General features: G+C 59.7%; 19 protein-coding genes. 6 read left to right on the top strand and 13 right to left on the bottom strand.

What is annotated here, in order from left to right:
• Window positions 1-6 precede the first annotated feature (6 nt).
• Complete coding sequence (locus K0U62_07935) at window positions 7-1,038, bottom strand: hypothetical protein (protein ID MCH9801443.1); 1,032 nt, start codon at window positions 1,036-1,038, stop codon at window positions 7-9.
• Between the two features lie 401 nt (window positions 1,039-1,439).
• On the opposite strand from K0U62_07935, the gene K0U62_07930 reads away from it, so the two are divergent.
• Window positions 1,440-2,882: a patatin-like phospholipase family protein gene (locus K0U62_07930; protein MCH9801442.1), complete on the top strand. Its 1,443-nt coding sequence runs from the start codon at window positions 1,440-1,442 to the stop codon at window positions 2,880-2,882.
• Here the strand turns inward: K0U62_07930 and K0U62_07925 are convergent.
• From K0U62_07925 to K0U62_07910, 4 genes are all read right to left on the bottom strand, one after another.
• On the bottom strand, window positions 2,879-3,163 hold the full coding sequence (locus K0U62_07925; protein MCH9801441.1) for a hypothetical protein: 285 nt from the start codon (window positions 3,161-3,163) through the stop codon (window positions 2,879-2,881). The genes K0U62_07930 and K0U62_07925 overlap by 4 nt on opposite strands.
• A 6-nt stretch (window positions 3,164-3,169) precedes the next feature.
• Window positions 3,170-3,535, bottom strand: a complete 366-nt coding sequence (locus K0U62_07920; protein MCH9801440.1) for a DUF202 domain-containing protein — start codon at window positions 3,533-3,535, stop codon at window positions 3,170-3,172.
• 169 nt (window positions 3,536-3,704) lie between these two features.
• The gene (locus K0U62_07915; GenBank protein MCH9801439.1) at window positions 3,705-4,769 is read right to left on the bottom strand and encodes a phosphotransferase family protein; all 1,065 of its coding nucleotides are present in this window, start codon (window positions 4,767-4,769) and stop codon (window positions 3,705-3,707) included.
• Window positions 4,769-5,983: an acyl-CoA dehydrogenase family protein gene (locus tag K0U62_07910; protein ID MCH9801438.1), complete on the bottom strand. Its 1,215-nt coding sequence runs from the start codon at window positions 5,981-5,983 to the stop codon at window positions 4,769-4,771. The genes K0U62_07915 and K0U62_07910 overlap by 1 nt, the downstream gene beginning before the upstream one ends.
• 199 nt (window positions 5,984-6,182) lie before the next feature.
• Here K0U62_07910 and K0U62_07905 point away from each other — a divergent pair, with 199 nt between their 5' ends.
• From K0U62_07905 to K0U62_07895, 3 genes are all read left to right on the top strand, one after another.
• Window positions 6,183-7,580, top strand: coding sequence for a cytochrome ubiquinol oxidase subunit I (locus tag K0U62_07905; GenBank protein MCH9801437.1), 1,398 nt, complete (start codon window positions 6,183-6,185; stop codon window positions 7,578-7,580).
• A 10-nt stretch (window positions 7,581-7,590) separates the two neighbouring features.
• Entirely contained in the window at window positions 7,591-8,619 is a 1,029-nt protein-coding gene (gene cydB / locus K0U62_07900) for a cytochrome d ubiquinol oxidase subunit II (protein MCH9801436.1), read from the top strand.
• A 100-nt stretch (window positions 8,620-8,719) separates the two neighbouring features.
• Complete coding sequence (locus K0U62_07895; protein MCH9801435.1) at window positions 8,720-9,361, top strand: trimeric intracellular cation channel family protein; 642 nt, start codon at window positions 8,720-8,722, stop codon at window positions 9,359-9,361.
• Window position 9,362: 1 nt separating this feature from the next.
• On the opposite strand, the gene K0U62_07890 is transcribed toward K0U62_07895, so the two are convergent.
• On the bottom strand, window positions 9,363-9,650 hold the full coding sequence (locus K0U62_07890; GenBank protein MCH9801434.1) for a 4a-hydroxytetrahydrobiopterin dehydratase: 288 nt from the start codon (window positions 9,648-9,650) through the stop codon (window positions 9,363-9,365).
• A 20-nt stretch (window positions 9,651-9,670) separates the two neighbouring features.
• Window positions 9,671-10,942: a saccharopine dehydrogenase NADP-binding domain-containing protein gene (locus K0U62_07885; protein MCH9801433.1), complete on the bottom strand. Its 1,272-nt coding sequence runs from the start codon at window positions 10,940-10,942 to the stop codon at window positions 9,671-9,673.
• 435 nt (window positions 10,943-11,377) lie between these two features.
• Here K0U62_07885 and typA point away from each other — a divergent pair, with 435 nt between their 5' ends.
• The gene (typA, locus tag K0U62_07880) at window positions 11,378-13,246 is read left to right on the top strand and encodes a translational GTPase TypA (GenBank protein MCH9801432.1); all 1,869 of its coding nucleotides are present in this window, start codon (window positions 11,378-11,380) and stop codon (window positions 13,244-13,246) included.
• Window positions 13,247-13,411: 165 nt separating this feature from the next.
• Here the strand turns inward: typA and K0U62_07875 are convergent, their stop codons facing one another.
• On the bottom strand, window positions 13,412-14,689 hold the full coding sequence (locus K0U62_07875) for a DUF2510 domain-containing protein (GenBank protein MCH9801431.1): 1,278 nt from the start codon (window positions 14,687-14,689) through the stop codon (window positions 13,412-13,414).
• A 224-nt stretch (window positions 14,690-14,913) separates the two neighbouring features.
• Here K0U62_07875 and K0U62_07870 point away from each other — a divergent pair, with 224 nt between their 5' ends.
• Complete coding sequence (locus K0U62_07870; protein ID MCH9801430.1) at window positions 14,914-16,518, top strand: DHA2 family efflux MFS transporter permease subunit; 1,605 nt, start codon at window positions 14,914-14,916, stop codon at window positions 16,516-16,518.
• Window positions 16,519-16,524: 6 nt separating this feature from the next.
• On the opposite strand, the gene K0U62_07865 is transcribed toward K0U62_07870, so the two are convergent.
• The 5 genes from K0U62_07865 to K0U62_07845 form a co-directional block, all read right to left on the bottom strand.
• On the bottom strand, window positions 16,525-16,953 hold the full coding sequence (locus K0U62_07865) for a hypothetical protein (protein MCH9801429.1): 429 nt from the start codon (window positions 16,951-16,953) through the stop codon (window positions 16,525-16,527).
• 198 nt (window positions 16,954-17,151) lie between these two features.
• Window positions 17,152-17,298: a hypothetical protein gene (locus tag K0U62_07860; protein MCH9801428.1), complete on the bottom strand. Its 147-nt coding sequence runs from the start codon at window positions 17,296-17,298 to the stop codon at window positions 17,152-17,154.
• Window positions 17,299-17,413: 115 nt separating this feature from the next.
• Window positions 17,414-18,355 (bottom strand): SDR family NAD(P)-dependent oxidoreductase, encoded by a 942-nt coding sequence (locus tag K0U62_07855; GenBank protein ID MCH9801427.1) that lies wholly within the window; start codon window positions 18,353-18,355, stop codon window positions 17,414-17,416.
• A gap of 54 nt (window positions 18,356-18,409) precedes the next feature.
• Window positions 18,410-18,664, bottom strand: a complete 255-nt coding sequence (locus K0U62_07850) for a hypothetical protein (protein MCH9801426.1) — start codon at window positions 18,662-18,664, stop codon at window positions 18,410-18,412.
• Between the two features lie 15 nt (window positions 18,665-18,679).
• Window positions 18,680-19,711, bottom strand: coding sequence for a zinc-binding alcohol dehydrogenase family protein (locus tag K0U62_07845; GenBank protein ID MCH9801425.1), 1,032 nt, complete (start codon window positions 19,709-19,711; stop codon window positions 18,680-18,682).
• Between the last annotated feature and the right edge of the window lie 151 nt (window positions 19,712-19,862).

The following is a 19,862-nucleotide window of genomic DNA, read 5'->3' as shown; positions in this document are numbered from 1 at the left end:
AACCAGTTAGTCGGGTAACTCGGTGAGTTTCAGCAGCTTCGGCAAGATCTTCGCCGAATGGCCATCCGTGAAGGAAATGTGAATGTGGTCGAAGTGATTGGCGGTGGCTGAGCCACGATTGCGCAAGCCGGTCCAAGCCCCGGGTGGGCTGCTGCTCTTCCACATTTGCTGTCGCCAGATCATGTAGTAGATGCCGTAGTCAGCGGCGTGCTTCTGAAAGTACGCCGCTATCTCGTTGCCCAACTTCACATCAGAACCCACGCCACGGTTGGGCATCATGATGTCGATTGCCCGACCGCTCGGGTGATCCGGGTAGGCGTCGTAGGGGCGCCAGCCGCCCACATCTTTAATCTGCGGCCAGCGAACGTTCACGTAGCGGCCAGCAATGACCGCGTCTAGCGTTTGATTACGCTCAGTCCAGGACGGGTAGATGCAGATAGGTGACGCAGATTTCGCGGATTGGCAGCGCTGGTCCAGTTTGGCGGAACCGGGACCACCGGAATGGCTGCCAGCAGATTGGGCACTGAGAACGGCCCGAAAAGCAGCGAGAAGGTTGCGTTGCGCTTTCCTAGTAGCCGCGGTGGCACCCTCGGATTGGCTCTGCGCCTGGTCCAGCCTTTGCTCCGCAGCAACCCAGTCTGCCTTCCGGTCGGCTCCGAAGTCCGAAATAAGGGCTGCGTCCCGCATCGCCTGCTGCGGATCGTCCGCGCCAATGAGTAGCGCGAGTTCGGCGAGGTCACTCGAACCGCTGACGTACTGCTCCCGAGCAAGGCTGCCTAGCGCCGCTTCGGAATCGTTGGCTTGTTGACGGGCCTCTCGCTGAGCCTTCTCCAGTTTGGTCAAGCGGTTCTTGGCTTGCTCCAACTGCTGCTGGGCTCGCCGCAAGTCAGCTTTGCTGTAGAACTTGGTCTTGGCCGGTGCGGCGGCAGTGACGCTGCCAGCGGTTGAGGAGGCCGATGAGCCAGCAGCAGGAGCGGCCATCACGCTGGCGGCCACGATGAGCGCGCAGGCACCCCCGGCAAGTTGTCGCTGGATCATTAGTTCCCCTTGGGAATCGCTGACGGTTCTTGTTACGTCTCGGGCAAAGTCATTAAGGAGTCTGGCTCCTCATTAAAAAGGTATCTGGTTTTCTGAGACAAAACTGCGGCATTCCCATGACATACCTCTCATACGTTCGGTGTACCCCCCAAATGTCCTTATTGACGGTTTGTCACGGTTTGACCTGATTTGAATGGACTTTGTTTCAAAATGTCTGGTTGCCAAGCCAGACATGACGCAGCCCGAATCGCCGCGGCGAGTTCGCTAGATCGGCCGCTGGGGTATGTGGCGGCGATTGATTCAGCGAAAGATGTGGCACCCCTGCGGCAATGGCCTCGACAGCATGCCTAGCCCCCGCGTTTGTGCCAGATTAGGGGACGCCGCTGAACAGAGGAGTGTTGATGGTCGCCTACCGAATTGCTGGGGCAGTAAAGCGTCCGGTCGGATATGTGCTCGCGGGGGGAGCATCGTATGGGTCGGTTCAGGTCGGGATGCTGCGGGCGCTGGCGGATTCCGATCTGCGCCCTGACTTGGTGGTGGGGACTTCAGTCGGTTCGTTGAACGGAGCCGCGTTAGCGGAGAACCCGGAAGAAGCGCCGGAGCGGTTGACCCACCTATGGGCGAACGTGACCCGCGAACATATTTTTGGTGGGGTGCTGAAATCAGCGGTCGCCCTTGCCGCAGGTAAGAGCACGGTTGTTTCCAACGAGGGTCTGCAGAACTTCCTGGAGCAGGCAGTGTCCGCGCGGGACTTTTCGCAGTTGCGAGTGCCACATACCGCTATGACGACGGATTTTGACACCGCCGAATCGGTTCCGATTAGTGAAGGGGAGTTGATTCCAGCTCTGCTCGCGAGTGCGGCGATTCCGGGTGTCTTTCCCGAGGTGGAACGTGACGGCCGACGGCTGGTAGACGGAGGGCTGGTCGAGAACGTGCCGATCTCTGAAGCAGTGGCCCAAGGGGCGAAGACCATCGTGGTTTTGGATTGTGGCTTTAGTGTGCTTGCCCCCGAAAAAGACGACAGTTTTGTCTCGCGGATGACTCGTACGATCGCCATCATGACGTCGGCGCAAGTCAGATGGGGACTGGCGGCCGCCGGAGAGCACACTGTCATCTACATGCCGGGTCCGTGGCCAGTGGGCATTCGCCCAGATAGCTTCGCAAAATCCGCAGAACTAATTATGAAGACAGAGCAGATTTGCCGAGAGTGGCTGGCTGATCTCACGATCGATGGCCCGGGACAATACGGGTCCATCCCGCTCGATCTGACGTTGGAGACTGCTAACGCGGTGAAGGCCGAGAAGGAGGCCGAGGCGGCGGTGGCTGAAGCGGCCAAGGAGGCGGAGAAGGCCGCCAAGGAGGCAGAGAAGGCGGAGAAGGAAGCTGCCAAGGAGGTGGAGAAGGCGGAGAAGGAAGCTGCGAAGGAGGCGGAGAAGGCGGAGAAGGAAGCTGCGAAGGAGGCGACGGAAGCAGCCAGCTCCACCGGGAGCGAGGAATCGGGCGGCTACAAGCCCGGCAGCATAGTTGCGGGAGCCGGGAAGACTATTGTTGGCGCCGCCAAGTCGGTTGCCAGCGGAGCCACAGGTACTAGTGCTGCCCAACCTGAATCCGCGGAATCAGCTGAGCAGGGGAAGTCGACGTCGGACGGAGCGGTGGCTACCGAAGCAGCGAGTGCTCTCGCCGCCGATGACGTCGCCGAAGACGAGGTCCCAGAAGCACGCAAGCCCGTTGACACCGTGGTGGATGCGGGGAAGGCAGTTGTGGAAAAGGCCAAGTCGGTCGCCACAACCACGGCTGGCAATGGCGCCGGTAGCTCTGCTGCCGATGAAGCTGACGAAAGCTAGCCGAAGAACGCGGCAGCAGCGGCCAATAGCAAGACACCTAGGGACAGCGCTACCGGTTCCCAGGTGGCCACCCGATTCGACTTACGCAAGACCAACTGCCGTCGGTAGATCGGAATGGCACAGGCCAGACACAAGAGCGCGGCCAGTGTCGCTTCGACAATGTTGCCCTGGGCGATCATGTGGTACGAGCCAATGCCAGCCACGGTGATGAGCAGGATGAGAGTCCGTCGCCAGGACAGTCGGGTCCGATCGGGTTGACTCTCGGGGGCAGCAGAACTCATGGCCGGTCACTCAGGTAGGGACTGCAGGATGACGAGTGACAGACCGGCAGCTAGCGCTACCAACCCGATCGCTACCACGATGGCGGCTCGTTGCACCGGAAGCGGTTCACCCCGACGCATCGCTTGTTGGACTTTTCGCCAGTGCTGGAGCGAGATGATTGGCAGGATGCCGCCGAGAATGGTGGCGAGGATGCCGATCTCGCGAATCAGACGTAGTTCCGGAGGCAGCAGAGTTTGCAGGGCTGCCAGCGCAACACCGCCAGCGATGAGAGCTAGCGAGGTGCGAATCCAAGATAAGTAGGTGCGCTCGTTTGCCAAAGTGAACCGGTAGTCCGGTTCGACCTCTTCCACCTGGTTTGGGCTATCCGGCATGACGCGGCCCAGTCACAAACACTCCTCGGGCATAGGAATGCAGCCGAGACCCTGGTGAGGTCTGGCGTCGGGTGGGTACGAACATGCCTCCAGCATGCCGGGATTCGTCGATCGGTGCGCGGGTAATGCACCGATATGCGCCGGGTAGCCACAGTCCAGCTGGTAGTTGCTAGCTTCCGGGCAGCAGACCGCGACAACGTTGTTCCAAGTAGTCGCACAGTCGCCAGAACTCGGCGAACATTGGATTACTGGTCTGGCCTAGGTGGTAGCGGTAGTAAATCTGTTGCACGATGACAGCAAGTCGAAACAGTCCGTAGATCTCGTAGAAAACCCACCGGTCGGGTGACAAGCCCATGGCGTTGCAGTAGCGGTCAACGAACTCAGATCTGGTCAGCATTCCGGGTAGATTGCTGGGCTGGCGACGAGCTAGTTGCATCCCGGCATCGTCGTCGGCCTGCACCCAGTAGGCCATCGTGTTGCCCAGGTCCATCATCGGATCCCCGACCGTGGCCAACTCCCAATCCAGCAGCGCGACAATGTCGAGCGAAGTGCTGTCGAGGACTAAGTTGTCAAGCCGGTAGTCACCGTGAATTAGACAGGCACCCATATCGGCTGGCTGGTTTCGGTCTAACCAAGTCATGACTGTCTCGAAATCTGGCACGTTGTCGGTACGCGCCGTCCGATACCGACCCGACCAGCCAGCGATTTGCCGGGCAACATAGCCGGGGCCTTTGCCCAGTTCTGCAAGACCAGCCGAATCCACATCGACTTGGTGGAGACGCACCAGGGTGTCCACGGTCTGTTCGCTCAGCCTTCGGGTGGCCGTGGGCGCCAACTCCACGTCAGCCGGCGGGTCGCGCCGCAAGATGATGCCAGGTACGCGTTCCATGACGTAGAAATCACTGCCAACGATCTCGGAGTCAGTGCACAACGCCAACATCTGCGGGACCTGCGGGAAAGCCGGCCGCAACCGCTGCTGAATAGTGAATTCGCGAACCATGTCGTGCGCAGAGCGGGCCTTGGTGCCGACAGGTGGCCGACGCAAGATCAGGTTTCGATTCCCATAATTGAGTAGGTAAGTGAGATTCGACGCGCCACCGGGGAATTGCGTAACAGTCGGTGGTGGCCCGGAAAGGTCTGGCAGTTGATTACGCAGCCAAACGTGGGCTGCGGCGACATCGAACGCATCCTCGGCGCGGACTGCTTTCGTTGGGTCGTTCTTGCTGGCAGGTATCACGTTGCTGCCGGCCGGTATTTGTTGAGCTCCTCACGAGCCACCATGCCTAGGTGAACCTCATCGGGACCATCGGCTAGTCGCAGGGCTCGCGCTGCCGCGTAGCCGGCCGCTAGTGGGAAGTCGTCGCTCAAGCCAGCTCCGCCGTGTAGTTGGATGGCCATGTCGATGACATCAGCAGCCATCCGGGGTACGACTGCCTTGATTGCTGAAACCTCATAGCGAGCACCAGCGATACCGTGCTGGTCCAGCAGCCATGCGGTTCGCAGTACCAGAAGTCGTGCCTGGTCAATCGCCAGCCGCGCCTCCGCGATTCGCTCCCGATTACCGCCCAGGTTTGCCAATGGCTTTCCGAATGCGGTTCGCGACATCGACCGTTCGCAGGCCAGCTGCAGTGCCTGTTCTGCCAAACCAATCAGGCGCATGCAGTGATGCACTCGGCCGGGACCAAGCCGACCCTGTGCGATTTCGAAGCCGCGGCCCGGGCCCGCAATGATGCTGTCGGCGGGCAGTCGGACATCGGTGAATCGGACTTCACCATGGCCGTAGGGCTCGTCGTAAAGACCGAATACTGGTAGCAGCCGGACGACCTCGACCCCGGGAGTATCGCGGGGCACTAGGACCATGGAGTGACGCTGATATTTATGAGCTTGCGGATCAGTCAGCGCCATGACGATCAGGAAGTCGCAGTTTGGGTGGCCAATACCGGTACTCCACCATTTGGTGCCGTTCACTACGACTTCGTCACCAGTCACAATCGCCGTTGCCGCCATGTTGCTGGCGTCCGAGGAAGCTACGTCAGGTTCAGTCATGCAGAAAGCGGAACGAATGGTCCCTGCCAGCAGTGGCGTCAACCAGCGCTCTTGCTGCGCTTCGCTGCCGTACGCAACCAGTACTTCGGCGTTGCCGGTGTCGGGGGCATTGCAGTTGAAAACCTCTGGCGCTAGCGGCATTGCTCGGCCAGTCATCTCCGCTACCGGCGCATAGTCGGCATTGCTCAGTCCGGCGCCGAAACGACCATCAGGCAGAAACAAGTTCCACAGTCCGGCGCCTTTGGCGGATTCCTTCAACTGATCCACCAGCCTGAGGGCTGCGGGTTGGTCGCTCTGCAGCAGTTGGTGGTACTCCGGTTCGACTGGCCGGAGTTCGGCGGAGATAAACGCCGCAACTCTTTGCGTGTAATCGCGCGCTCTCTCAGTAGGTGCAAAGTCCACAGTTCTCCCTTGCCCGTTGCTGTAATGAGCCTACTCGCTGGTTTTCGGGTTGCCGATCTCGCGCGCTGTCAGTCGAGATGGCGGATTCGGCTACCGAATCAGAAGAAAAGTTGTGCACCGGCACCGCAAAGTTGGGCACTTGCGGCGAAAACTTGTGCATGGGCGGCGTTGCCGAGACCGTGAGACTAGAGTTACGGTCGTGGGAAATGTTGATTTAGCCCGGCTTCAGTTCGCGGTCACATCCATTTACCACTTCATTTTTGTGCCACTCACGATCGGCATGGCTTTCTTGGTGGCGATCCTGCAAACCAAATGGCATCGCAGCGGCAATGAAGACTACCGTCGGCTGACTCGATTCTTCGGTCATCTCCTGCTCATCAACATTGCCGTAGGTGTAGTGACCGGCTTGATTCAGGAGTTTCAGTTCGGAATGAACTGGTCGGCATATTCTCGATTCGTCGGTGATGTCTTCGGAGCGCCGTTGGCGATGGAAGGCCTGGCCGCCTTCTTCTTGGAATCCACCTTCCTCGGGCTGTGGCTCTTCGGCTGGGGCAGGCTGCCCAAGAAAGTTCACCTAGCCTGTATTTGGTTGGTAGCTCTGGGGGCGTCGCTCAGTGCAATGTTCATCATGGCCGCCAACTCTTGGATGCAAAATCCGGTGGGCTATGCCACGAATGCTGATACTGGTCGACCCGAACTGAATGACATCGGTGCGGTCTTTTCGAATCCAGTCTTCCTTTGGTCCTATGCCCACGTGTTGTTGGCGGCTGCGGTGACCGCATCAGTCATGATGCTGGGAATCTCGGCCTGGCAGATCCGCAAGCGGGGCGACGGTCAGATCTTCCAGCGCAGTGCCAAGGTCTCGCTGGCCGTGCTATTCCCATCGATCATTTTGGCCATGGGAGTGGGCAGTGAACTGGGTGTGCAAGAAGCGACCTATCAGCCCATGAAGATTGCGGCCGCGGAAGCGCAGTGGGAGACCTGCCAGCCATGCTCGTTCAGCGCTTTCCAAATCGGAGGTGGGAACAACGATCAGAACCCACAGAAGATCATTCAGATTCCTTACCTGCTGTCATTCCTCGCGACGAACTCCTTAGACGGTCAAGTCATCGGACTCAACGAGTTACAGGCGCAATATGAGCAGGAGTACGGGCCGGGTTACTACATTCCCAACGTCTTTGTGCAGTACTGGTCTATGCGTCTGATGGCCTACACCGCGACCTTGGTCATGCTGATGGGGCTGTGGGGGTTGTGGTTGTGGCGTCGTGGCAAGTTGCTGGAATCGAAGTGGTTCTTGCGCATCGCGCCGATCGCGATTGTCGCTCCCTACATCATGAATATCGCCGGCTGGTTGTTGACCGAGAACGGTCGACAACCATGGGTGGTGCAGGGCTTGATGCTGACGGAAGACGGCGTCTCTACTTCTGTGAGTTCCACTGAGATCATCATCTCGTTGGTCGTCTTCATCACAGTCTTCATCATCGTCGGTACGGTGTGGGCAGTTCTCATGAGTCGCGCCGCCCGATCAGAACTGCCGGAGGAAGTGCCGGAAGATCAAGAAGAAGCAGAAGAGCCCATCCCGACCCTGACCTACTGAGGGAGCAGTTGTGGACCTACCAGTCATCTGGTTCGCGATTATCGCGGTGCTGTGGACTGGTTTCTTCGTGCTCGAAGGTTTCGATTTTGGTGTTGGGGTGCTCCATCAATTTGTTGGGCGGAATGACACCGAACGCCGAGTAGCGATCAACACGATTGGACCGTTCTGGGACGGCAACGAGGTTTGGCTGGTCGTTGGTGGTGCTGGCATGTTTGCGGCCTTCCCGGGCTGGTACGCGACCATGTTTTCTTCGTTATATTTGGCGCTAGTGGTCATTCTGGTTGCGCTAATCGTGCGCGGCACCGCATTCGAGTTTCGAAGTAAGGGCAAGACGCAGCGCTGGCGTAGTTCCTGGAGCTGGGGCCTGGTGATTAGCAGTGCGTTCATTCCGCTGCTGCTCGGCCTTGGGCTCGGTGATCTGCTGGCTGGGTTGCCGATCGGGTCGGATGAGGAGTACGCGGGAACCTTCTGGGACTTGTTCACGCCCTACGGCTTGCTGACCGGCATTCTGTTCCTCTCCCTCTGTCTGCTGCACGGGTCCACCTTCTTGGCGCTGAAGACCACCGATCACATCAGACTGCGGTCACATCGGTTGGCCCGAATCTTTGGTGGCCTGTCACTGGTGCTGGGACTCGGTTGGGTTGTGGCTACCTACCTGGTCACGACTAGTTTGTCGGCTCTCGCTACCGGGTTCCTGGCGCTGGTGGTGCTGGGAGTGGTAGCGGCCGCAATGATGACCGCTCGGGAGCGGGACGGATGGGCCTTCGCTGCAAGCGCGGTCGCGATCGGCTCGGTTTCGGCGGCTATCTTTTCCTCGCTCTATCCAAACCTGATGGTGTCGAGTTTGGACCCGTCCTATTCGTTGACGATCGTTGACACTGCCTCCGGCGATTACGCGCTGGGCATCATGACTGTTGTCGCCGTGATCATGTTCCCGCTGGTACTGCTCTATCAAGGTTGGAACTACTACGTGTTTCGCCGCCGGGTATCCGCTCCACCCACCGAAGCCGGCGCGACGGCAGTGGGCGCAGACAACTAGTTCCCAACGACCAGCGCCAGCGGCATTGAGTTGCCGGCGAAAGGTCGGAAGTTAGATAAATCTGCCGTTTCGTCGTCGAGCAACTGCGACCATCATGAGCATGTTGCCCTCGGTCGTCTACAACGATCTGTATCTCGTTATGGACTTGATCGGGGTCTTCATCTTCGCTGTCTCGGGTGGATTGGCTGGGCGCCGGGCTGGGATGGATTTTTTTGGCGTCTTGGTAGTCGGGTCCCTCACCGGGATTGGTGGCGGGATCATGCGGGATCTCTTGATCGGTGACATCCCACCAGCATCGTTGACTGATTGGCGCTACATCCTGATTGCCATTCTGGGCGCCATGGTGCCATTGCTGTTTTCGCCATCTTCGCAGCGGGCGTTGACTTGGCTGCTGGTTTTGGATTCGTTCGGGCTGGCGTTATTCGCAGTGGCCAGTACCAGCAAGGCCTACCACTATGGCGTCACTCCGATTGCGGCCCCACTCATCGGGGTACTTGCGGCGACCGGCGGAGGGGCGCTGCGGGACGTCCTCTCCAACGAGATCCCCATCATTTTGCGCCGAGAGATCTACGCTCTCGCCGCGTTGGCTGGCGGAGCTATCGTCGCTTTAGCGCTCTACCTTGATTGGCCCATCATTCCCATCGGGATTGCTGCTTTTGTGCTGGTGGTGGCGATTCGCCTCGTCTCGCTTCGTTACAACTGGCGCTCGCCTATGCAACAGGAGGATCCAGAGTTGATCTGACTCAGAGGTTGTCGATGACCTCGTCGATGCGCCGGGCCAACTCGAGATCCAACGCGGTGACACCACCCGCTGAGTGGGTGCTCACGGTGAAGCTCAACGTACGCCAGCGAATATCAATATCCGGGTGGTGATCGATCTCCTCGGCAATGACCGCGATCCGGTCCACTGCGGTGATGGCGGCCGGAAAACTGGGGCATTCCGCGCTGCGGCGCAACGCCATCGAGTCGCCGCTCCAGTTCTGCAATTCAAAAAGCCCCACGGCCAACTCTTCTTCGGTCAGGGTGTCCATCTGCGTTCTACCGGCCTTCCTTAGATTTCTCGAGTAGTTATGGTCATTCCGGCTGCCTTCAGCTCTTCGATAAGCCGGAGGCCCATTCCGGTCGCTGGGGTGAGCACACCAGCGCGGCGCGGCAGTCGACGCTGATCCCCGGCCAAGACTAGGCCAGCGCGACCGAGCATCATGCTGGTTGCAACGTAACCGGGATCACCATCGGCTGCAACCGTTGCTCGATAGCGAACCCCAGCAGGGGTTCGAGTGTGGATCGTGATGCTGAACATGCCGTTCTGTCTCGTGCGTTCATCGGGGCCTTCACCCGGAGCTGGCAGAAAGCGGGATGCGAGCTTTCGGCCGGCATCGCTTTGCAGTGCGCCACCGATTGCCGCAATCCCGCCAGCCATCGCGGTTGCCCCCAGTCGCCCGGTCAAGCCGGGTCCGAAAGCGCTGCCTTCGTCATAGCGAAACCCATGACCGTAGGCATAGTGCAGCAGGGCGTTGCTGCGGCGCACTACCCGAGTGTTGATGGACGCCATTAGGAATGGCCCCACCCAGGATCCCGCCACCTCGTCGTAACGGACCTTCAAACTGTCTTTCGGGTCACCAGGTGTCGGCTCGGCAGATCGATCGGGGCTGAGCGAATACGGATCGGCCAACAGTTTGCGCGCGCCTTTCGTTCCGCGAGCGAGTTCGATCTCGTTGATCCCTGACGCCACGGTGCCGCCGCTGAAGCCACCGCGTACTTTGCGCACTAGGAAGTGGGTGTGGGTTAAATGCCCCTTGCCGTCGCTATCCTTTGCGCGCAGGTGAAGGGCCAGTACTCCCAGATCGCTGGGGATACTGTCGAAGCCGCAGGAGTGCACGATGCGAGCGCCGGTGGACTGGGCGAGGTCGTCAAACTGATCGATCGAGCGACGCATGAACAGCACCTCACCAGTGAGGTCGGCGTAGTGGGTGCCAGCTTGTGCGCAGGCCGCAACGAGTTCTGCCCCATATTTGTTGTAGGGGCCCACGGTGGAGATGATCGCCTTGCTCGAAGCTGCCAATGGCGTCAGTGAATCCGGATCTTGTGCGTCAGCTATCAGCAGTGGCCAGTCGTGACTGGGCCCGGACAATCTACTTCGGCTGGCAGCCAACTTCTCTTCGTTGCGACCGGCGAGTGCGATCCGGGTCCGCGGGGGTGCATTGCGAGCGAGGTAGTCGGCGACGAGATTCCCGGTGAATCCAGTTGCACCGAAGAGCACCAAGTCATGTTTGGGTCGCGGCTTGGTTCGGGCGCCATTCCGGCTTTTGCCCGATGCCTCGATGACAGATGTCGTTGCCGATCCCGATGATGATTGGTTTCCCACAGGCTTCACGTTAGCCCGCTGGCAAGATCGTGGCTCGAAGACGTACGAATCACGTACGGATCGCGAACTCCACTCCCAACTCCAAAAACAGGCACCACCGGAAAGCCCCTGTTTCCAGCATCCTCCTGAACATCCCCTGTCAGAAGTGACCGCCCCCTCCCCAAGACGACCCCTACCTCTCAAGCAGATAGCAACGTGGTTGCCAGTCAAAGGACGCTCGATCACCGATGCGAGGGAATCGCCTGAACCGCATCGGCCTAGTTGAAAGGGGAGGGGTGGGGCCACTCACCGTGCGCATCTGCGATGGGATGGGGCCAGCCCACCCTGACAAACTCAGTTGCCGTTCAGTGGTGAGATTAGGGCGCCAGACACTGCGCCCTCTAGAATCGGTTGGTGACTCTCAGACAGCGCGACGACCTGCGCAACATCGCGATCATCGCCCACGTCGACCATGGTAAGACCACTCTGGTCGATGCCATGTTGTGGCAATCAGGCGCCTTCCGCGAAAACGCGGACGTGGCTGATCGGGTGATGGATTCCATGGACTTGGAGCGAGAAAAGGGCATCACAATTCTCGCCAAGCACACCGCGGTGCGTTATTCGGGGTCCGCTGCCGCAACCGATGTCACCATCAACATCATTGATACTCCTGGTCACGCTGATTTCGGTGGCGAGGTTGAGCGGGGTCTAGAGATGGTTGATGGGGTACTGCTCTTGGTGGACGCCGCTGAAGGGCCGCTGCCCCAGACTCGCTTTGTCCTCGGCAAGGCGCTGGCAAAGCAGCTGCCGGTCGTGCTCGTCATCAACAAGGTCGATCGGTCCGACTCTCGCATCAGTGAGGTGCTCGACGAGGTCTACGAACTCTTTTTCGATCTGGATGCCGAGGACGACCAAATCGAATTCCCGATTGTCTACGCCAGCGCAAAGGCAGGTCGGGCAGCCATGGAACGTCCTGAGGACGGTGGGATGCCGGAAGGGGAAGATCTTGCGGCGCTCTTTTCCGCGATCCTCGACACCGTCCCGCCCCCCAGCTACGACGATGCCGATCCGCTGCAGGCGCAGGTCACCAACTTGGATGCCTCGCCCTATCTCGGCCGGCTAGCACTGTGCCGGGTCCGCTCCGGTCAAATCAGCAAGGGCGCAGCCGTGACTTGGTGCCGCGCTGATGGCATCCAGCAGCCCGCCAAGATCGGTGAACTGCTGATGACCGAAGCGCTCGACCGTACTCCAGTGGAGTCAGCCACAGCAGGAGATATCGTTGCGGTTGCTGGCCTGGCGGAGATCACGATCGGCGAGACGTTGGCTGACCCGGAGGATCCTCGGCCGCTGCCGGTGATAACTGTGGATGAACCCAGCATCTCGGTCACGATCGGCATCAATGATTCGCCGCTGGCTGGTCGCAGTGGCAGCAAAATGACCGCACGGCTGCTCAAGAACCGGCTAGATGCCGAGTTGATCGGTAACGTATCGCTGCGCGTCGCTGACACCGACCGCCCCGATGTCTGGGAAGTCCAAGGACGCGGCGAGCTGCAACTGGCCGTGCTGGTGGAAATGATGCGGCGCGAGGGTTACGAAATCACAGTGGGTAAACCGCAGGTGGTCACGCGGGAGATCGATGGTTCGCTGCACGAACCTATGGAAGATTTGGCTATCGACGTCCCCGAGGATTTCGTTGGCGTGGTGACCCAACTTCTAGGATTACGTCGGGGTCAGGTGCGATCCATGAAGAATCACGGAACTGGCTGGGTGCGAATGGATTACCGGGTTCCGGCTCGCGGGTTGATCGGGTTCCGCACCGAGTTCCTCACCGAAACTCGTGGTACTGGCTTGATGCATCATGTTTTCGGCGGCTACGAGAAATGGCATGGCGAATTGCGAACGCGTGCCAGTGGATCGTTGGTGGCTGATCGAACTGGCACGGTGACCTCTTATGCCTGCTTCGGATTGCAGGAACGGGGCGCTTTGTTTGTGGCGCCAGGGACGGACGTCTACGAGGGGATGATTGTGGGTGAGAATGCTCGCGCAGACGACATGGATGTCAACCCAACTAAGGAAAAGAAACTCACCAACATCCGTTCATCGACTGCGCAGGAGTTAGAACGACTAGTGCCGCCACGGCTGTTGTCGCTAGAGCAGTCGATGGAATTCTGTCGGGAAGACGAGTGCGTCGAAGTCACTCCCGATGCAGTGCGAATCCGCAAAGTAGAACTTAACGCCGTGACCCGAGCTCGTAGCCGCTCACGTCGCCGGGCAACGGAGTGAGCAAAAAGATAACTACGTATTCAGATTTCTGAGTGTGAATGCCACTGCCGACCCGTCGAGGGTGTGGTGTCGGGTGTGTTTACGACCATCGCTTCGGCAGCGAGATTTTCTCGGCTCTCGGTGATCTCTAGAAAATCTCTGGGCGTGGCTATTTCCGCAGCAAACTCAGTCGACCGAGACTGGCTCGCCATCGCGGATACTGGCGAACTCCGGTTCATCGGTCAGATCGCGCCAAATCGGCACTACCCCGATGAGCGATGCGGCGTTTAGGGCGAGTGAGAGCGGGATGCTTAGCAACAGCGTCGCTGAGAAGACCGCGCTTGCGGCGCCGGGGTCATTCTGGCCGGCGATTACTGATCCGATCAAAGCGGCCGGCAGTAGCGCAATGCCCATGAGGAACTGAATGATCACATAGGCAACTAAGCTCCACAGCGCGTAGCGGCCTAAGACTCCCCAGAACTTGCCACGAGTGGCCCGCCACGACCACCTAAGGGCGCCACGCTTGATCACAACCTGCACGGAGAGGGGAGTGAGCCGAGTGAATACCCACACCATCAGCACCATGAGCAGCAGCCCGGCGAATATGCCGATCAGGACGCTCAGCCAAACCGAGACAGCCGCAGCCAGGATGCAGATGACGGTGACAACGGTGACAACGACGGTCACGGCGAGGATGAAGATCAGCAGGTAGCCACATAACCGAAGACCACCTGGTAGACCACGGCGCAGCGAGTCGCTGATGCTCGCTGAGTCACCAGCGGCAGCCATCATTGCTGCGCGATTGACCGCAGCAATCTGCCAAGCCGAAGCGAAGGTCAGCACGACGGCGAGCAGGACTCCTCCGACAACCCACCCGACCCAGGAAGTCACTCGAGGCACCTGGGTAAAGGCATCTTCCAAGAGCTTGCCTTGGGCCTCGGGAGTTGTGGCACCGACTGGCTCGGAGGCCAACTCGCTGGTCAAGCGGATCGCGTCGCCCAGCGCGCCAAGATCTACCAGCGCTGCGGTAGTAGCTGCCAATGCTAGGGCGGAGACCACAGCAAAGATCAGGCTGACCGCAGTGAGCGGCCACCATGCGCGTTTACCGATCCGCACGATGTCGGAGAACAGAAAGCTGATGGGGCGCATCCCGCTGGGTGCCAGTGGGCTCTGCTGAGCTGCATAGCGGCCGTAGTCGGGAGCCGGTGCTGCCGCAGTTGGTTGCTCGGCCCCTGAGCCGGCGGTACCCCATTGCTGCGGCTCAGCGGCAGTCTGGGTGGTGGCGTCAGGCGCGGGGCTTGACGAGGTCGCGCTTTGGTCCGCAGTGTCTGGACTAAGGTCGGTCAAGGCCTTTGTGTGGTCTGTCCAAGTAGTGCCATCCCAAAAGCGCAATCTGCCGGAATCCGCTGGGTCTGGATACCAGCCAGCGGGTTGACTATCGCCGCTTGTAGATGATGTTGCCACGAGATCAGCCTAGGTGGCGGCTACCTGACCCGTTAGTGCGGGCTTGGACAGATTGTATTCACTCACACTATTTCGCTGGGCTGCCTCGTGGTGACAGCCTGTGGTTGATACGTATGACGGATGTCACGGGCTCTCTGCTTGGGATGGGTACCTGAACCAGCACTCCAGAGTTGACCGACGCATTGTCCCGCGCTGTATCTGTTTGAAATCGATACGGTAACCAGATGTCGGTAGATAGCGCGAAATCCGGGAAGCTGGGAAGCGACGTCGTCCTTGCTCTGGTAGCGATGTGTCTCTGCGTTTTTCTGATCGCCAATGACTTTGTAGCGATGAGCGTTGCGCTGCCAGCAATGGAGGCAGAGCTCAACACCGATGTCTCCGAACTGCAGTGGGTTATTAATGCTTACGCGGTGATCTTCGGTGTGATGATCGTTCCGGGGGGCCGACTGGCGGACATGTTTGGTCGGTTGCGGATCCTGTTCATCGGAACGGGAATCTTTGCTGTGTTTTCGTTGCTCGGCGGACTCGCCCCCGACATCTACACATTGATCGCTGCTCGCGGGCTGCAAGGGGTTGGCGGCGCGTTGATGTGGCCGGCCATCTTAGGTCTGATCTACCAGATCCTTCCAGCTGCCAAGGCGGGTCTGGCCGGTGGGCTAGTCATCGGCGTCGCTGGTATCGGCAACGCGACCGGACCGCTGCTGGGCGGTGCGCTGACCGAGTTAGCAAGCTGGCGCTGGATTTTACTTATCAACGTGCCCATCGCCCTCGTTGCGGTAGCGGTTACCTGGCGAACGGTTCACGTCAAATCGCCCGATGAGCATGGCAAGGTCGACTACTGGGGCTCCTTATTGCTGGGCGTCAGTCTGATTTCGCTGTTGGTCTCACTTACCGAGGCTCCGGATGTGGGCTGGAGTGACCCGTTCGTGTGGGGGCTACTGATTGTGGCTGCACTGGCCATGGTGGCGTTTGTTCTCCGCCAGCGAATGGCCGGCGACGACGCGTTGATCCCGGGGGCAGTGATAGGTCATCGCCCCTTGCTCTACGCGTGTCTCTCGGTGCTGATGACCTCCAGTATCTTCTTTAGTGCCCTGTTGTACCTGCCGCAGTACTTCGAGAAGGTCTTTGACCAGAATCCGCTACAAGCAGGTGCGTCACTGCTGCCCTTTATGGCGGTTTTCGCAGTAGCGTCCTTCAGCGAATCCTGGCTCATCAATCGAGTCGGGCTCAAGGCTGTCATCTCGGTTGGTGCCTTGTGCATGTTCGTCGGGCCTGCGTTGTTGGTTTTGCTGATTGAGCCAGAGTCAGGGTTCACCGCTTTCTTGCCTGGCATGATCGTGCTGGGAATTGGTGTCGGACTCTTCGCTTCTGCAGTAACTACTGCCGCGCTCACCGCTTTGGATCCGTCCATGTCCAGTCTTGCTGGCGGACTGGTCTATATGTTCCAGGTTGCTGGTGGTGCGGTTGGCCTTGGTATCACCACGACTATCTTCCTGGTCGCTGCTAATGCTGGGATCACCGACGGTTCACAGGCGATCGGGATAACGCTCAACTCTGCCGAGATTGAAGCCATCCGAGGCGTCATTGTCGGCACCGATAACTCGGCTACGGTGTTGCAGCAATATCCGGGGAAGACCGGTGAGCAGTTGGTCGAAGTGGTCCGAATCGCTTTTGCCGACGGCGTTAAGTGGGCATTTAGCTTCAATGCTGCGCTGTCCTTTATCGGGATGTTGATAGCCGTCTTTGCAGTGGGTGGACCCATCACTCGGTTTGGCAGAGATGTTGGCGAGTTTGAGGCAGCCGCGGCAGAACAGTCAGCGGGGGACTAGAACCAACTAGCCGGCTCGCCTACCGGTCTTGGCCGACTCTCGACCGCGCAGTGCTTCCCGCAGACGCTGCTCAAAATCGGTAACGGAGCCAGAGAGTTCAAGCTCTTGCGGCTCCAGCAGTACCTCCAGTGACCCGGAATCTGTCCGAGCCAGAACTAGTGGAGTTTCGTGATCGTCGAGAAGTTTTTGCACGTCCGAATCAACCTCGTTGCGGTGAAGGAGCCGGAACTCAACACCTAGCCGCTGCACCATGGCGTCCCAGGCCGGTTTCCGACGGAAGGGTGAGTGGGTGATGTCACAGAGCGCACAATGAGCCCGGCCCAGTAGATGACCGATCACGTAGGTTGCCTCGCCGACCAAGCCACCATCAGCGTGGTAGATGCCTATGAGTTCCGCGACCTCAGTCGTCGGTGCTGGCGTGGGTGACGATGTCATGTTTCTCCTCTCAGCCGGTTATCGCCCGACAAGTCCGCGGTGCCGGATCAGTGGACTCCGTGAGATTGGCCCGCGCAGCATCCTCTGCCTAACCCTAGGGTGGTTCCTTTTCCCGGTAACTGCATCTTCGATGTCGTGCCGAAGCCGACCACGCCGAGCGATCGAGGTCTGGGTGCGACTACCGCCAGATCGGTACGGCTAGTAGCGAAAACCCAGCCAACGCATCATCCCGTGCCACACGCCCGCGGGACGCGGTGGATGCCGCAGGCGGTTGCGTTCCAACTGAATGACTTGATCGTCGGCGGAAGTTAGTCGAACTCGGGGTGCTCGGGCGACTCGATTCATCTGGTCTCCAAGAGGTTGCAGTACACAGACGTTTCCCGATGTGGCCAAAGTTATTCATCAACAGACAATTTTCGCCCGGATGGCGCAACTGAACAGGGGGGTGGTCGCTGCGTTGCTAGTCGAGAAAGCGGACTCCGGTGAGGTCTTCGGAGAGCTTCCACAGACCCGCAGCGGTCTCATCGTTTTTGGCCGCATTGCTTGGTTCGACCAATACCGGTTTGCCGCGCATTTCCATGAAGCCGTCGGGGCCGTAGTACTGCCCGCTCTCAACTCCGGGGTCGGTGGCTGCTCGGACCTGCGGCCAAGAGCCGATCTCTGCGGACTGCCCAACAACGGCATTTACGGTGCGGGTGATAGTTCGCCCCACAACGTTTTGTGCCATGGCCGGTCCAGCGAATTGCAGGTTGGTGGCGGACCACCCCGGATGTGCGGCGACTGCCTTCAGTTTCAGGCCGGCCGACGTGGCCCGGCGGCTCAGTTCCCGGGTGAATAACAAGTTGGCGAGTTTGGTTTGTCCATAGGCTTGCCATGACTCGTAGCGCCGATTGCGGTAGTTGAGGTCATCGAGATCAACCTTGCCCATCCGATGTGCGCCGCTGGCCACTGTCACCACGCGAGCGTCGGCGGTTGCGTCGTCGGTGGGCATAGCAGGTAGCAGTAGTCCTGTAAGCGCGAAATGCCCGAGGTGGTTGGTTCCGATCTGTGATTCGAAGTCATCGACGGTGCGGCTGAGCGGCGGCGCCATAATGCCGGCATTGTTGATCAGAACGTGGATAGTGTCATGCAGCGCCATGATTTCCGCTGCTGCCGTTCGTACTGAGGACAGATCGGCAAGATCGAGTAGCACCTGATCGGGCTGCGGTCCTTGGCTAGCGGCCGAGACTTCTTCCCAAGCGCTCCGCAGTCGGTCGGGATCCCTGCCGGTAACCACGACCTGACCACCATGTCGCGCGAGTTGAGCGGCATTGGCTAAGCCGAGGCCACTGGTTGCGCCGGTCACGACAAAGACGCGGCCGGAAAGATTAGGAATATCAGCAGGAGTCCAGGATTGCGCCATATCGGAATTGTCTCACGCTGCGCCGGGCAGGGCATTGTCGTCTTGCGGGGCGACCTATTCGCCGATGTAGGGGCAGTGGCGGCAGCCGTTCCCGCAGCAGCGGCCTCGGTCGGCATGAGTGCGGGCGGTGAGGACGAACAGACCGGTAGCGGGATCGAGATAGCCGGGTTGCCCCTCACTCATGGCGATGGCATGTCGACTTAGTGCTTCCGCTCGGTGGGGATCGTCCACCGATAGTCGTTGTGGATGCGGTTCGGTCAGGGCGCGATCGGCCAGCGGCTCGCGTTGTGACGTGGCTATCCGCTCCATTCCGCCATTGTGCAGTCAATCGGGCTGAAGCACGAATGCGCCGGCAACATTCCCTTGTCGGACCCGGTTCAAAGCGGTTGCGGCGGCCGACAGCGGCATTACCTCGTAGTCGGTACGGATTCCAGCAGCGGCTACCGTTTGCAAGAAGTCAGCGACGTCTTGTCGAGTGACGTTCGCGACGGATCTGATACTGCGCTCCCACCACAGATCGTCGTAGTCCAATGCGGGAATCTGATCCAAATGAATCGCGTTAATCGCGACGGTGCCGCCGCGGTCTAGTGCTCGCAGCGCGTCGTTGACGACCCAGCCGACTGGCGCGAACGTGATCGCAGCATCGAATCGTTCCGGCGGCACGTCATCGTAGGTCCCCGCCCACTCCGCCCCGAGTTCGCGCGCCCGGGCTGCTTCAGCGATCGACCGGGTAACCACGAAACATCGAACTCCCCAATGCCGGGCAACTTGAATTGCGAGCAGGGCGCTGGCACCAAAGCCGAACAACCCCAATCGTGCCCCAGTTGACTCTGGTCCGATCCCGGCAGCCCGCAATGATCTGAAACCGATGACACCCCCGCAGAGCAGCGGTGCGATTGCTGCGTCACTTTCCTCGCTCGCGGCGAATTGGGCTCCGAGATCAGGTAGCGGGTGGGTGAAGTCTGCCCGCGCGTTGACGGCGGTTGCGTAACCACCGTCAACATCCCAACCAGTAAAGCGCGCCTCGGCGCACAAGTTTTCTCGACCACTGCCGCAGAAGCGACACTGGCCGCAGGCGCTAGCTAGCCACACCAAGCCGACGCGTTCGCCCAGTCGCGCTGCCGGTACCCCGGCTCCGAGTGCAATCACCCGACCAACTACCTGGTGTCCCGGAATGACCGGCAATCGGTGCGCGGGCAAATCGCCTGACACCAGCTGTAGATCGGTGCGACAGACCGCGCTGGCGGTGACTTGGATTTGTAGTTGGCCCGGCCCAGGCTCCGGAATTGGGTGCTGCTGCCACGACAGCGCAATGTCGAGATTGGCGCCCGGGGTCGTAAGGAGTTGGGCTCGCATGACTCCACTATGGCGGTAAACGCCCGCCACGTATGGCTGGAAGTGGGTCCAATCGGGACTCCGCGCAGCGCGAACACCGTTACCAGGTTGGGCCAACGCGGTGTACCGTCGTAGGAAGGCCCCGCAGCGAAACTCAATCGGGCGTGCAACA

Source organism: Actinomycetes bacterium (genome assembly GCA_022599915.1).
In the GTDB taxonomy this organism is placed as follows: domain Bacteria; phylum Actinomycetota; class Actinomycetes; order S36-B12.
Note: the sequence above shows the minus strand (reverse complement) of the source record. Positions and strands in the feature narration are given on the sequence as shown.

Bases quoted from the DNA above. Each gene is read 5' to 3' on its own strand.
- K0U62_07935 (MCH9801443.1), bottom strand. From the start codon at position 1,038: ATGATCCAGCGACAACTTGCCGGGGGTGCCTGCGCGCTCATCGTGGCC.
- K0U62_07930 (MCH9801442.1), top strand. From the start codon at position 1,440: ATGGTCGCCTACCGAATTGCTGGGGCAGTAAAGCGTCCGGTCGGATAT.
- K0U62_07925 (MCH9801441.1), bottom strand. From the start codon at position 3,163: ATGAGTTCTGCTGCCCCCGAGAGTCAACCCGATCGGACCCGACTGTCC.
- K0U62_07920 (MCH9801440.1), bottom strand. From the start codon at position 3,535: ATGCCGGATAGCCCAAACCAGGTGGAAGAGGTCGAACCGGACTACCGG.
- K0U62_07895 (MCH9801435.1), top strand. From the start codon at position 8,720: ATGTTGCCCTCGGTCGTCTACAACGATCTGTATCTCGTTATGGACTTG.
- K0U62_07890 (MCH9801434.1), bottom strand. From the start codon at position 9,650: ATGGACACCCTGACCGAAGAAGAGTTGGCCGTGGGGCTTTTTGAATTG.
- K0U62_07870 (MCH9801430.1), top strand. From the start codon at position 14,914: ATGTCGGTAGATAGCGCGAAATCCGGGAAGCTGGGAAGCGACGTCGTC.
- K0U62_07865 (MCH9801429.1), bottom strand. From the start codon at position 16,953: ATGACATCGTCACCCACGCCAGCACCGACGACTGAGGTCGCGGAACTC.
- K0U62_07860 (MCH9801428.1), bottom strand. From the start codon at position 17,298: ATGAATCGAGTCGCCCGAGCACCCCGAGTTCGACTAACTTCCGCCGAC.
- K0U62_07855 (MCH9801427.1), bottom strand. From the start codon at position 18,355: ATGGCGCAATCCTGGACTCCTGCTGATATTCCTAATCTTTCCGGCCGC.
- K0U62_07850 (MCH9801426.1), bottom strand. From the start codon at position 18,664: ATGGAGCGGATAGCCACGTCACAACGCGAGCCGCTGGCCGATCGCGCC.
- K0U62_07845 (MCH9801425.1), bottom strand. From the start codon at position 19,711: ATGCGAGCCCAACTCCTTACGACCCCGGGCGCCAATCTCGACATTGCG.